General features: G+C 65.1%; 12 protein-coding genes. 9 read left to right on the forward strand and 3 right to left on the reverse strand.

Annotation, left to right across the window (positions count from 1 at the left end):
• The first annotated feature begins 70 nt into the window (after window positions 1–70).
• The 4 genes from AC066S_RS31180 (at window position 71) to recQ (ending at window position 5,381) form a co-directional block, all read left to right on the forward strand.
• A complete protein-coding gene (locus AC066S_RS31180) occupies window positions 71–1,372 on the forward strand; it encodes an O-acetylhomoserine aminocarboxypropyltransferase/cysteine synthase family protein (RefSeq protein WP_135171348.1) in 1,302 nt (433 codons plus the stop codon).
• A 12-nt stretch (window positions 1,373–1,384) separates the two neighbouring features.
• Entirely contained in the window at window positions 1,385–2,383 is a 999-nt protein-coding gene (gene metA, locus AC066S_RS31185; RefSeq protein WP_478271403.1) for a homoserine O-succinyltransferase MetA, read from the forward strand.
• Window positions 2,384–2,489: 106 nt separating this feature from the next.
• Window positions 2,490–3,236: a polysaccharide deacetylase family protein gene (locus tag AC066S_RS31190; RefSeq protein WP_135171350.1), complete on the forward strand. Its 747-nt coding sequence runs from the start codon at window positions 2,490–2,492 to the stop codon at window positions 3,234–3,236.
• Window positions 3,237–3,515: 279 nt separating this feature from the next.
• Window positions 3,516–5,381 carry a DNA helicase RecQ gene (gene recQ, locus AC066S_RS31195; protein ID WP_478271404.1) on the forward strand — a complete coding sequence of 622 codons (1,866 nt, stop codon included), beginning with the start codon at window positions 3,516–3,518 and terminating at the stop codon, window positions 5,379–5,381.
• Window positions 5,382–5,582: 201 nt separating this feature from the next.
• Here the strand turns inward: recQ and AC066S_RS31200 are convergent, their stop codons facing one another.
• Window positions 5,583–6,599, reverse strand: coding sequence for a 1-aminocyclopropane-1-carboxylate deaminase (locus AC066S_RS31200; RefSeq protein ID WP_135171352.1), 1,017 nt, complete (start codon window positions 6,597–6,599; stop codon window positions 5,583–5,585).
• Window positions 6,600–6,758: 159 nt separating this feature from the next.
• On the opposite strand from AC066S_RS31200, the gene AC066S_RS31205 reads away from it, so the two are divergent.
• The 3 genes from AC066S_RS31205 (at window position 6,759) to AC066S_RS31215 (ending at window position 9,217) form a co-directional block, all read left to right on the forward strand.
• A complete protein-coding gene (locus AC066S_RS31205) occupies window positions 6,759–7,223 on the forward strand; it encodes an Lrp/AsnC family transcriptional regulator (protein ID WP_478271405.1) in 465 nt (154 codons plus the stop codon).
• A gap of 168 nt (window positions 7,224–7,391) precedes the next feature.
• Window positions 7,392–8,549 (forward strand): PLP-dependent cysteine synthase family protein, encoded by a 1,158-nt coding sequence (locus AC066S_RS31210; RefSeq protein WP_478271437.1) that lies wholly within the window; start codon window positions 7,392–7,394, stop codon window positions 8,547–8,549.
• Window positions 8,550–8,656: 107 nt separating this feature from the next.
• A complete protein-coding gene (locus AC066S_RS31215) occupies window positions 8,657–9,217 on the forward strand; it encodes a carboxymuconolactone decarboxylase family protein (RefSeq protein WP_126260685.1) in 561 nt (186 codons plus the stop codon).
• A 46-nt stretch (window positions 9,218–9,263) separates the two neighbouring features.
• Here the strand turns inward: AC066S_RS31215 and AC066S_RS31220 are convergent, their stop codons facing one another.
• Window positions 9,264–10,136, reverse strand: a complete 873-nt coding sequence (locus AC066S_RS31220; RefSeq protein ID WP_478271438.1) for a hypothetical protein — start codon at window positions 10,134–10,136, stop codon at window positions 9,264–9,266.
• Between the two features lie 215 nt (window positions 10,137–10,351).
• Between AC066S_RS31220 and AC066S_RS31225 the strand changes: the two genes are divergently transcribed.
• Window positions 10,352–10,597 carry a hypothetical protein gene (locus AC066S_RS31225; RefSeq protein WP_126260686.1) on the forward strand — a complete coding sequence of 82 codons (246 nt, stop codon included), beginning with the start codon at window positions 10,352–10,354 and terminating at the stop codon, window positions 10,595–10,597.
• Between the two features lies 1 nt (window position 10,598).
• On the opposite strand, the gene AC066S_RS31230 is transcribed toward AC066S_RS31225, so the two are convergent.
• On the reverse strand, window positions 10,599–11,534 hold the full coding sequence (locus AC066S_RS31230; protein ID WP_478271406.1) for an alpha/beta hydrolase: 936 nt from the start codon (window positions 11,532–11,534) through the stop codon (window positions 10,599–10,601).
• A gap of 134 nt (window positions 11,535–11,668) precedes the next feature.
• On the opposite strand from AC066S_RS31230, the gene AC066S_RS31235 reads away from it, so the two are divergent.
• Window positions 11,669–12,556 (forward strand): branched-chain amino acid aminotransferase, encoded by an 888-nt coding sequence (locus tag AC066S_RS31235; protein ID WP_478271407.1) that lies wholly within the window; start codon window positions 11,669–11,671, stop codon window positions 12,554–12,556.
• Window positions 12,557–12,647 lie beyond the last annotated feature (91 nt).

Here is a 12,647-nt window from a genome sequence, read left to right on the forward strand (position 1 = left end):
GGACGGCGGACAACGCACATGCCTCATTCTAGGCCAATAAGTGCGGACCGCTCCACGCGGAGGTGGCACGATGCGCAACGAGACGATCGCTATTCACGCCGGCTACGAGCCCGAAGCGACCACGCACGCGGTTGCCGTGCCGATCTACCAGACCGCGGCCTACGCCTTCGACAGCGCCGACCACGGCGCGGCGCTCTTCAATCTCGAGGCCGAGGGCTTCCGCTACAGCCGCATCGCCAATCCGACCAGCGCGGTGCTGGAGAAGCGCATCGCCCAGCTCGAAGGCGGCGTCGGCGCGCTCGCGGTCGCGACCGGCCAGGCGGCCTTGCATTTCGCCTTCGTCAACGTCGCCGATCACGGCGGCAACATCGTTTCCGTGCCGCAGCTTTACGGCACCACCCATACGCTGCTCTCGCACATTCTGCCGAGGCAGGGCATCGCCGGCCGCTTCGCCGAGAGCGACAAGCCGGAGGCGATCGAGAAGCTGATCGACGAGAACACCCGTGCGGTGTTCGCCGAGACCATCGGCAATCCCGCCGGCAATGTCTGCGACATCGAGGCGCTGGCCAAGGTCGCGCACGCGCATGGCGTGCCGCTGATCGTCGACAACACGGTCGCAACCCCGATCCTGCTCAAGCCGTTCGACTACGGCGCCGACATCGCCGTGCACTCGCTGACCAAGTTTCTGGGCGGTCACGGCACCACGCTCGGCGGCGCCATCGTCGATTCCGGCAACTTCCCCTGGGCCAAATATGCCGAACGTTTCCCGGCCTACAACAAGCCCGACGCCTCCTATCACGGCCTCGTCTATGCCGAGCGATTCGGCCGCACCGCCTACATCGAGCGGGCGCGCAGCGTCTATCAGCGCACCATGGGCTCGGTGCTGTCGCCGTTCAACGCCTTCCTGCTGCTCCAGGGCATCGAGACCGTGGCGCTGCGCATGGAGCGTCATGTCGAGAACGCCCGTAAGGTCGCCGAATTCCTCCGCAAGGATGCGCGCGTCGCCTGGGTCAATTACACCGGCTTTCCCGACAGTCCCTATTATCCGCTGGTGCAGAAATATCTCGACGGCAACGCCTCCTCGCTGTTCACCTTCGGCATCAAGGGCGGCATGGAGGCCGGCAAGACCTTCTACGATGCGCTGAAGCTGATCACCCGCCTCGTCAATATCGGCGATGCCAAGTCGCTGGCCTGCCATCCGGCCTCGACCACCCACCGCCAGATGTCGGCCGAGCAGCAGCGCCTTGCCGGCGTGCTGCCGGAGACCATCCGGCTCTCGATCGGCATCGAGCACGTCTCCGATATCATCGAGGACATTGACCAGGCGCTGGACAAGGCCTGCCGGTCGGCGCGCCTCGAGGCCGCGGAGTAGGCCGCCTCGCCAATGACGATCTTGGTCGACAGGGATCAAGTCATCTCGGGCCCGGCATTGGTGCCGACCGAGCGCGATCTTGCGCGCGATCACGGCGCCGAGCTCACGATCGGGCTCGTCAACAACATGCCGGATCCGGCGCTGAAGGCGACCGAGCGGCAGTTCATGAAGCTGCTCCAGGCCGCAGCCGGCCCGTGCCGCATCCGCTTCCACTGCTTCTCGCTTCCCAGCGTGAAGCGTTCGCCGGAAGCGAAGTGGCATGTCGAGAGCGAGTATTCCGACCTGTCTGACCTCAAGCGCCGGAAGTTCGACGGCTTGATCGTGACGGGCGCGGAGCCGGTCACAGCCGAGCTCGACCAGGAGCCGTACTGGCGCGACCTCACCGAGCTGATCGACTGGGCCAAGGCCAACACGCGCTCGACGATCTGGTCATGCCTTGCCGCGCACGCGGCGGTGCTGCATCTGGACGGCATCGCGCGGCGACGGCTGCCGGCCAAATGCCACGGCATCTTCGATTGCGACGTGGTGACGCGCGATCCGCTGACGCGCACCGCGCCGGCGCCGCTGAAGGTCTCGCATTCGCGCCTGAACGAGATCGTGGAGAGCGACCTGGTCCAAGCCGGTTATCAGGTGCTGACGCGCTCGGCGCAGGCGGGTGTCGACATCTTCATGCGCCAATATGCCAGCCGCTTCGTGTTCTTCCAGGGCCATCCGGAATACGACGCGCTGTCGCTCCAGCGCGAATATCTGCGCGACGTCGGCCGCTATCTTGCGCGGGAGCGCGAGACCTATCCGCGCCTGCCCGTGAGCTACTTTGACGCAGCGACGGAAGAGAAACTGGCTCGCTTCCAGAAGAAGGCGGAGCACCAGCGCCATCCGGCGCTCACCAACGAGCTGCCTGGACTGAATTTGCGCACCGATATCGGTGCAGGCAGCGTGGCGGCAGTGCTTTTTCGCAATTGGTTGCGGTATCTCAGCGTGGAAGCCGGTGGGTCGATCCCCGCGGGCTAGCCAATGCATATTGATTCCGCGTTAGGATTACCCCAGCGTTAGGCTTGCCTCAGCCGCCAGGCGAATGTTTCAGTGCGGACATACGTCAATTACGGGAAACGCAGTCGTGTGGTCGGCACTCCAGGGACGCGTGAGCAATCGGCTGGCCCGGCATTTCCGCGCCGCGCCGCACCGGCTGCCTGCGTCGCATATGCCGATCGTGAGCTTCACCTTCGACGATGCTCCCGACAGCGCCGCAGGCGAGGGTGCCGAGCTTCTTGAGAGGCATGGCGGGCGGGGCACGTTCTATCTCGCCGGTAGCCTGATCGGCCAGCCGTCCGACCACTGGCATGGCTTATCGGACGACGCGATCGTCCGGCTGCATCGCGCCGGTCATGAGATTGCCTGCCATACCTTTTCGCACAAGAGCTCGGCTGATCTCGACGAGGCCGCCATGGCGCGCGAGATCGAGCGGAATCGCTCGTATTTTCGCGCGATCGATTCCTCGATCAGGCTGGAGAACTTCGCCTATCCCTATGGGCTTGCCTCGGTCTGGCGCAAGCCGCAACTCGCCAAGGCATTCCGTTCGGCGCGTGGCATTCTTCCCGGCGTCAACAGCGGCGTCATCGACCTCCAGTTCCTGCGCGCCTCGCCTTTGGTCGATCGCGAGATCGATAAAGCGGGCGTCGATCGCTATTTCGACGAGGCGGTCGCGAGCGGCGGATGGCTCATCTTCTATGGTCACGACGTCGCGAGTGCGCCGAGCCCCTTTGGCTGCACTCCGGACCTGATGCGTCACGCGCTGGACGCCGCCGGAAGGCGCAACATGCCGATCGTGACGGTCGCAGAGGCGTTGCGGAGGATTGGGGCGTAGCTCTTCACCTCTCCTCGCTTGCGGCGGGGCAATCCCATTTGAGCATTCAGCAGAGGTCGTCATGCCCGGGCTTGTCCCGGGCAGCCACGTTCTCCGTGCTGCGTGGAAGGACGTGGATGGCCGGGACAAGCCCGGCCATGACGCTGTGGGTGCTGCCTGTGCCCAGCCCTATATGCGATTCCGCTACCACTTGCCGGAGCGAGAAGATGGACTTGCCACGTCCGCGCCAGCATGCGACTGGCGTTGTGACAATCTCACGGCCCAGGTTCCAGCTCCCTCATGTCCGTTCCCTCCACCGCTCCGCTCTCTGCGCCGGCCAACGGCCGCGACGCGTTGTCGGTGCTGCATTCGGTGTTCGGCCTGCCGGGTTTTCGCGGCGCCCAAGGCGAGATCATCCGGCATGTCACGGACGGCGGCAATTGCCTGGTGCTGATGCCGACCGGCGGCGGCAAGTCGCTGTGCTATCAACTTCCCGCATTGCTGCGCGAAGGCTGCGGCATCGTGGTCTCGCCGTTGATCGCGTTGATGCGCGACCAGGTCGCCGGGCTGATCGAGGCCGGCGTCAACGCCGCTGCGCTGAACTCGTCGCTGACGCCGCAGGAAGCCTCCGATATCGAGCGCCGCCTGCTCGCGGGCGATCTCGATCTGCTCTATGTCGCGCCGGAACGCCTGGTCACGCCGCGCTGCCTGTCGCTGCTGGCGCAAGCCAAGGTGGCGCTGTTCGCGATCGACGAGGCGCATTGCGTCTCGCAATGGGGCCATGACTTCCGCCCCGAATATGTCGGCCTCTCCATCATCGCCGAGCGCTTTCCCGGCGTGCCGCGCATCGCGCTGACCGCGACCGCCGACGAGCTGACGCGCAAGGAGATCGTCGCTCGGCTTCAGCTCGCGGATGCGCCGCAATTCGTCTCGAGTTTCGACCGGCCCAACATCCGCTACGAGATCGTCGACAAGCGCAACGCGGTGTCGCAGCTCAAGGAGTTCATCCGGGAGCGGCATGCGGGCGATGCCGGCGTGGTCTATTGCCTGTCGCGCAACCGCGTCGAGGAGGTCGCCGTCGCGCTTCAGGACGCCGGCATCGCGGCGCTGCCCTACCATGCCGGGCTCGACGGCAGCGTGCGCTCGCGCAACCAGGACCGCTTTCTCAACGAGGACGGCATCGTCATCGTTGCGACCATCGCCTTCGGCATGGGCATCGACAAGCCCGACGTGCGCTTCGTCGCCCATCTCGACCTGCCCAAGAGCATCGAGGCCTATTACCAGGAGACGGGCCGCGCCGGCCGCGACGGCAAGCCGTCGGCGGCCTGGATGGCCTATGGGCTTTCGGACATCGTGCAGCAGCGTCGCATGATCGACGAGTCCAGCGCCTCCGACGAATTCAAGCGGGTCTCGATCGGCAAGCTCGATGCGCTGGTCGGCCTTGCCGAGACGCCGCACTGCCGGCGTCGGCGGCTGCTCGCCTATTTCGGCGAGATCGTGATGGGCGAGAGCTGCGGCAATTGCGACAATTGCCTGACGCCGCCGAAGATGCGCGACGGCAAGGTGCTGGCGCAGAAGCTGTTGTCCTGCGTCTATCGCACCGGGCAGCGTTTTGGCGCGATGCACCTGATCGACGTGCTGGTCGGGCGCCTGACCGAAAAGGTGACGCAGTTCGGCCACGACAAATTGTCCGTGTTCGGCATCGGGCGCGAGCTCAACGAAAAGCAATGGCGCACCGTGCTGCGGCAGTTGGTGGCGATGGGCCATTTGCACAGCGACAGCGAAGCGTTCGGTGCGCTGAAGCTGACCGAGACTGCGCGCGGCGTGCTGCGCGGCGAAACCGAAGTCTGGCTGCGCGAGGAGGCGCCCGGCACGCGCATTCGCGCGAGCCGCGGCAAATCCCGCCGCGGCGACCTTGCGCCCGCCGCCAACGCCGCGCCAGGCGATGTCGATCCCGAACTGCGCGCGCGGCTGCGCTCGTGGCGTTCGGAGGTCGCGCGCGAGCGCGGCGTGCCGGCCTATGTGGTGCTGCACGATGCCACCATCGACGGCATCGTCCGGGCCTGGCCGACGACACTCGACGAGCTCCGCAACGTGCCCGGCATCGGCGACAAGAAGCTCGAGCATTACGGCGACGAGCTGCTGCAGATCGTCAAGACGCGGTAAGCGACAAATATTCCGCCGTCATCCCGGACAAGCGCGCCCAAGGCGCGCGCAGATCCGGGATCCATAACCACAGGCCGATGTGGTCACGGCAGGCAGGCCACCACGAGCCGTCGCAAAACGATTGCTGCGGCGTATGGGTCCCGGGTCGGCGCTGACGCTTGCCCGGGACGACAGCGGAGGCGAGGCGAGAGGTGGGTTACCTCACCCATTCCTGAACGCATACGCGTAGCCGTTCAGCGCGGGGGCGCCGCCGAGATGGGCGTAGAGGATCTTCGCGCCCTTCTCGAAATAGCCCTTCTTCGCCAGATCGATCAGACCCTGCATCGACTTGCCCTCGTAGACGGGATCGGTGATCATGCCTTCGAGACGCGCGCTGAGGCGGATTGCCTCCTTGGTCTCTTCCGAGGGCACGCCATAGGCGGGATAAGCGTAGTCCTCGATCAGCACGACGTCGTCGGCGACGAGCTGCTTGCCGAGCTCGACGAGCTCAGCGGTGTTCTGCGCGATCTCGAGCACCTGCGCTTTGGTCTGCGCCGGCGTGAACGAGGCGTCGATACCGATCACCTTGCGGGCGCGGCCATCGGCGGCGAAGCCGACCAGCATGCCGGCATGGGTGGAGCCGGTCACCGTGCAGACGATGATATAGTCGAACTTGAAGCCGAGCTCGGCTTCCTGCTTGCGCACTTCCTCGGCGAAGCCGACATAGCCGAGCCCGCCAAACTTGTGCACGGAGGCGCCGGCGGGAATCGCGTAAGGCTTGCCGCCCGCGGCCTTCACCTCCTCGATCGCCTGCTCCCAGCTCTTGCGGATGCCGATGTCGAAGCCGTCGTCGACCAGGCGCACGTCGGCGCCCATGATGCGCGACAGCATGATGTTGCCGACGCGGTCATAGACGGCGTCCTCGTGCGGCACCCAGGCTTCCTGCACCAGGCGGCACTTCATGCCGATCTTGGCCGCGACCGCGGCGATCATACGGGTGTGGTTCGACTGCACGCCGCCGATCGAGACCAGGGTGTCGGCGTTGGAGGCGATCGCATCAGGGATGATGTATTCGAGCTTGCGCAGCTTGTTGCCGCCATAGGCGAGGCCGGAATTGCAGTCCTCGCGCTTGGCATAGATCTCGACATTGCCGCCGAGATGCTTGGACAGCCGCTCCAGCTTCTCGATGGGAGTCGGGCCGAAGGTCAGCTTGTAGCGCGGAAATTTGTCGAGCTTCATGGGGTCATCCCGATTGGCGTTGATGGCGGCAGCTGCCTAGCATCGCGCAAAGGAAATGTGCTCTCGAATGTTGCGCCAATATTGCGCCATATCTTGCAGTAATGGCCCAATCGGATCATAATTCTTCCAGAATATTATGAGATAGTGGAAGCTTCTTTCATGTCGGCCCGGCTCGACCGTATTGACCTTAAGATCCTGAGATTGCTGCAGAATAATGGCCGGCTGAGCAATGCCGAGCTGGCCGAGACCGTCGCGATCAGCCCCGCCACCTGCCACCGCCGTACCCAGCGCCTGTTCGAGGACGGGTTCATCGCGGCCGTCCGCGCCATGGTCGCCCCCAAGAAAGTGGGGAAGGGCACGCTCGTGATGGTCGGCGTCGTGCTCGACCGCTCCACACCGGAGAGCTTTGCCACCTTCGAGCAGGCGATCGCCAGGCTGAAATTTGTGCTCGACTGCCACCTCGTCGCCGGCGACTTCGACTATTTCCTGAAGATCCGGGTCGGCGACATGGAGGATTTCAACCGCATCCACGGCGAGCAGCTGATCGCGCTGCCCGGCGTGCGCCAGACCCGCACCTTCTTCGTGATGAAGGAGGTCGTCGACAACGCGCCGCTGGAATTTTGAGCGCGGTACACAAGGCGCCCGCGTGCTAAAGCATGATCCGGAAAAGTGCGCAGCGGTTTTCCGAAAAGATCATGCTTAAACAACAACCTAAAGCGCGATGACGATTCATCCTAATCGCATCGCGCTTTAGATGGACATCAGTCTTCAAGGAATCGCCTGGTCATGCCGATGGAGCCGCCTCCCTTCCGCCACCCGGCCGGGCCTGCCTATCGGCGCGGCTGGGTCGATGAGGCCGTGGCCGCGATCGAGGCCGACCAGTGCCGCACCGCCGATACGCATCTGATCCGGCTGATCGTGCCGGCGCTATCAGGCATCGACATCTATCTGAAGGACGAGTCCACCCATCCGACCGGCAGCTTGAAGCATCGCCTGGCGCGCTCGCTGTTTCTCTACGCACTCTGCAACGGTCACATCCGTGAAGGCACACCTGTGGTCGAGGCCTCGTCGGGATCGACGGCGGTGTCGGAGGCCTATTTCGCAGAGATGATCGGCGTGCCCTTCTACGCCGTGATGCCGCGCACGACCTCGGCGGAGAAGATCGCCGCCATCGAGCATTACGGCGGCCATTGCCATCTGATCGACGACGGCCGGGCGCTGTATGCGGAAGCCGCCGCGCTCGCCTCGCGGCTGAACGGTCACTACATGGACCAGTTCACCTTCGCCGAGCGTGCCACCGATTGGCGCGGCAACAACAACATCGCCGAGTCGATCTTTACGCAATTGCAGGGCGAGCCGCGCCCGTTGCCGGATTGGATCGTGATGGGCGCCGGCACCGGCGGCACGTCGGCCACCATCGGGCGCTATTTGCGCTACCGGCAGTATCCGACACGGCTATGCGTTGCCGATGTCGAGCATTCCGCCTTCTTCGATTGTTTCCGCTCGCAGGACCGTTCGCATGTCTGCGACCGACCGTCGCTGATCGAGGGCGTCGGCCGGCCGCGTTGCGAGCCCTCCTTCGTGCCTGAAGTGGTCGACCGCATGATGAAGATTCCGGACGTGGCCACGATCGCGGCGATGAACGTGTTGTCGCGCCGGCTGCGTCGTCCGGTGGGCGGCTCCACCGGCACCAATTTCCTGGCGCTGTGCCGGCTGGCCTCGGAGATGCGCCAGGCGAACGTCGTGGGGTCGCTGGTGACGCTGATCTGCGATTCCGGCGAGCGCTACCGGCAGACCTATTACGAGCCCGAATGGCTGAAGGCGCGCGGGCTCGATCCGGCGCCGTTCGAGGCGGCGCTGTCGTCGTTTCTCACGACGGGCGAGCCGTTGACGCTTGCCGTCGACGACGTCTTCAATCCGCAGAGCGTACGAAGTCCCGCCGCGTCATAGCAGCGTCTTCCTGCCGCTTTCCAAATTGGCACGACCGTCACGGCAACTTCACTTGCCCTGCGCACGCATGCAGGTGACGGTTGTGGTCTCAACGAGGAGATCCTGCCGTGCGCCTTCCCATTCTCGATCCCAAGGATCTGACTGACGAACAGAAGCCGCTCTATGACGACATGCGAGCCGGCATCACCGACCATTTCAAGGGTTTTGTGAACATGCGCGACGACGGCGCGCTGCTCGGGCCCTGGAACCCCTGGATCCGCGAGCCGCGCTTCGGCGGGCCGGTGTGGGAGCTGGTCAAGGCGATCGCGTCGAACCCGCTGCTGCCGGCGCCGGTGCGCGAGGTCGCGATCCTCGTCACCGGCTCGCATTTCCGGTCCGGTTACGAGCTCTATGCTCATGTGCTTGTCGCCGAGCAGCGCGGTCTGTCCGACGAGAAGCTGGCGACCATCGTCGCCGGACAGCGGCCTGTCGATCTGACCAGGCAGGAGGCGGTCGCCTATGACATGGCCTCGGCCCTGGTCAGCGGTGGCGTGCTGCCGGAGCTGACCTATCGTGCGGCGGTGAAGGAGTTCGGCGAACACGGTGCGGCCGAGCTGTCCTATCTGGTCGGCGTCTACTGCATGGTCTCGGTCACGCTCAACACGTTCGACGTGCCGGTTCCGGATTAGCAGCGGCTTCGTTTCATTTGCGCATGATCCTTTTCCGGGATCATGCTCAATTGCGCACGGCGTAGAGCGGCGTTCGCAAGGTCAGCTGATAGGACGGCTTCGGCGTCCACGCGATCAGCGCGGTGATGCCGAACAGGCGGTTGTCGTTGTCGTCCATGCGATCAAGGTCGAGCCGCAGGATCGGCTGCGTGAACGATTCCGCAAACGTCCGGCCCGCCAGCTGCGCGCCGCCGAACGACTGCATGCCAACACGCCCGGTGAACTTCCAGTTGCTCGGCCATTGGTAATAGCCGCCGGCATAGAGGATCGTGTTCGGCCGGATGCTGGCGAACGGGCTGGCGATGGTGGTGTAGGTATGTTGCACGCCGGTCAGCCAGCCCCGCGTCTCGTCCTCGTCGAGCGCGTAGTCGAATTCCAGGATGTTGTTCAGCGAATTCGTCATGCCCTGCTCGTTCGGCACCGACTGCGTCAGCGTCGATTGCAGCGTGATCGTCGGGATCTTGCCGCCATTCTGCTGGTAGAGGTCGGCCTGCACGCCGATGTTCCAGCTGGTGATGTCGAAGGACGACCAGCCGCCGCCGATATCCGTCGTCGATCCGGACACGCCGCCATAGAGCGAGACACGGTCGGTGACGTCGACAGTGAGCGGCAGGTCAACGGCAATCGACTTCGCCGCCGGCAAACCGTTCGGCAGCGTCGTGCTTCGTCGCGCCGCCAGGGCTTGGAACGCGGCCGACAGCGAGGTGGTGCCGAAGCCGAGCCCGAGCGTGCCTGCGGGGATCGTCGCGTAGCTGGTGCGGAGGTCGAGGTAGATGTTCGGAACAGCCGGCTTTGCCGGTGCGTCCTCGTCCGCCTCGGCGGCGAAGGCCGCGCTTGCTGAAACCGTCACGCAGGCCAGCCCCAGCGCGACGGCGCGCAAAGCCGGACGATGCGGTGGGTTGCGAGTTGACACGTGACAATCCGACGCGTGAGGCTCTGGTGACGGAAGCGCACGCTAGATGGAACGTGATCGCTCCCGCGGTCAAGCGCTATCGGCAAACGATGGACTGTATCGACGCACGCGGCTACCCTGTCGTGACTGCACCGACACGCTCGCCGGCCAGAGTGCAGGCCAGACAACGGAGGACGACAGCCATGACCACGTCACGCCGCATCCTGCTCGCCGGAATGGCGGGGCTCGCCCTCGCTCCGACCGCTGCGGCGGCCGCACCGGCGCCAGTGGTCGATGACACGACGGTTGCCGAAGAACGCTTTGCGCGCATGATTGCCGCAGCGCATGCGCCCGACGTCACCTGCGCCCGCCAGGCGGAGCGTTATGCGGACGCGCATTGGCCTGACTATGTCATGGCGGCCAGGGCCGTGCTCGGCGCGCGCGTGTGATCTACCTCTCCACCGCTCGCCGTACCTGCTCGCCGATCAGCGACAGCACGAGCTGCGCCTGCGGCAGGATCGCGCCCATGGCGTGGAAATTGTGAACCATGCCGTCGTGGCAGACATGCTCGACGGCGACGCCTGCGGCGAGCAGCTTGCGGGCATAGGCATTGCCTTCATCGCGCATCGGGTCGTACTCGGCGGTGTGGATGATCGCGGTCGGCAGGCCGGTGAGCCGGGTGGCGCGCAGGGGAGACACGCGGGGGTCGGCGGTGTCGATGTCGTCGGGCAGATAGTCGGAAAGATCGGCCTCGATCGTGACGCGATCGATCAGATGACCCTCGGCAAAGGCCTCGCGCGACGGCGAGGTTTCCTCGAAATCCAGCACCGGGCAGATCAGGCATTGCGCGGCGATGGCAAGGCCCGCGGTCTGCGCCGCCTCCTGACATACGATCGCAGCGAGCGTTGCACCGGCGGAATCGCCGCCGACCACCAGGCGGTCCGCGTCGATGCCGAGCGATGCGGCCTCGCGCGCGACCCATTCGGTGGCCGCGATGGCATCGTCGACGGCGGCAGGAAATCTGTGCTCCGGCGCGAGCCGGTAATCGACGGAAACGAGACGGCAGCCGGTGGCATGCGCCAGCGCCGCCGCGATGCGATCATGCGTGGCGATGCCGCCGGCGACGAGGCCGCCGCCATGAAAGAACACGAAGCCCGGTGCAAGCTCGTCGGCATTTGCAGGCGTGTAGAGGCGATAGGGCACCTCGCCGGCGCGGCCGGGCAGCACGCCGTCGCGCGCCGTCACATCCGGCGCATCCGCACGCGCGAACTGCATCAGCTTGGCCAGCGATTGCCGCCGCGCCTCCACGCTCGGCCGGCTTTTCGCCTGCGGCGCAGCCGCGGCCATCATGGTCAACAAGCGCTTTGCGAGCGGATCGAGCGGCATGGCAATCTCCGTATCATCGCCCGCATTATAGCCTTTTCGGCGCGTTTTACCCTCCAGGGGAGGGTGCAGGTCCAGCAGCAAATCGTTTAGAAATTGGGACAATAGTGCCCGGATATTTCCAAGGGGAGGCCGTCATGGCCGAGATCAAGAAGCCGATCGAATATTCGCCGAGCTGGACCTTCTTCGAGGGTAAATGGCACGACGGCAACGTGCCGATCATGGGCCCGCGCACGCACGCGGCCTGGCTCGGCTCGGTGGTATTCGACGGTGCGCGCGCGTTCGAGGGCGTCGCGCCCGATCTCGACCGTCACCTCGCGCGCGCCAATCAATCCGCGATCAATTTTGGCCTGAAGCCGGTGGTCGATACCGGCACCTGGCTCGGGCTTGCGACCGAAGGCATCGCACGCTTTGCGGCCAATGCCGAGCTCTACGTCCGTCCGATGTATTGGGCGCAGAGCGGCTCGGGCGGCGGCGTGCTGTTCGATCCCGAAACCACCAATTGGTGCCTGTGCATCTACGAGGCGCCGATGCCAAAGCCGGTCGGCAACGCCATCACCCTGTCGCCGTTCCGCCGGCCCACCGCCGAATGCGCGCCGGTCGAGGCGAAGGCGGCCTGCCTCTATCCGAACAATTCGCGTGCGCTGGCGGAAGCCGCCTCGCGCGGCTTCCAGAACGCGCTGATGCTGGACATGCTCGGCAACGTCGCCGAGTTCGGCAATTCCAACGTTTTCATGGCCAGGGACGGCGTGGTCTATACGCCGGTTCCCAACGGCACGTTCCTCGACGGCATCACGCGCCAGCGCGTCATCAGCCTGCTCCGCGGCGACGGCGTCAATGTGGTCGAGAAGACGTTACGCTATGCCGATTTCCTCGCTGCAGACGAAATCTTCTCCACCGGCAATTTCGCCAAGGTCGCCCCGGTGATCCGCATCGACGCGCGCGAGCTGAAGCCAGGTCCGTTCTACGCCAAAGCGCGAAAACTCTATTGGGACTTTGCGCATGCGGTGAAGCTGGCGGCGTAGGCGCCGATTCCTCCGTCATTGCGAGCGCAGCGAAGCAATCCAGGATCTTTCCGCGGCGGCAGTCTGGATTGCTTCGCTGCGCTCGCAATGA

Source organism: Bradyrhizobium sp. CFUWI (assembly GCF_056429085.1).

Excerpts from the sequence above, each read along its gene's own strand:
- AC066S_RS31235 (WP_478271407.1), top strand. The coding sequence starts at position 11,669 with ATGGCCGAGATCAAGAAGCCGATCGAATATTCGCCGAGCTGGACCTTC.
- AC066S_RS31210 (WP_478271437.1), top strand. The coding sequence starts at position 7,392 with ATGGAGCCGCCTCCCTTCCGCCACCCGGCCGGGCCTGCCTATCGGCGC.
- AC066S_RS31230 (WP_478271406.1), bottom strand. The coding sequence starts at position 11,534 with ATGCCGCTCGATCCGCTCGCAAAGCGCTTGTTGACCATGATGGCCGCG.
- recQ (WP_478271404.1), top strand. The coding sequence starts at position 3,516 with ATGTCCGTTCCCTCCACCGCTCCGCTCTCTGCGCCGGCCAACGGCCGC.
- AC066S_RS31200 (WP_135171352.1), bottom strand. The coding sequence starts at position 6,599 with ATGAAGCTCGACAAATTTCCGCGCTACAAGCTGACCTTCGGCCCGACT.
- AC066S_RS31180 (WP_135171348.1), top strand. The coding sequence starts at position 71 with ATGCGCAACGAGACGATCGCTATTCACGCCGGCTACGAGCCCGAAGCG.
- metA (WP_478271403.1), top strand. The coding sequence starts at position 1,385 with ATGACGATCTTGGTCGACAGGGATCAAGTCATCTCGGGCCCGGCATTG.
- AC066S_RS31205 (WP_478271405.1), top strand. The coding sequence starts at position 6,759 with ATGTCGGCCCGGCTCGACCGTATTGACCTTAAGATCCTGAGATTGCTG.
- AC066S_RS31225 (WP_126260686.1), top strand. The coding sequence starts at position 10,352 with ATGACCACGTCACGCCGCATCCTGCTCGCCGGAATGGCGGGGCTCGCC.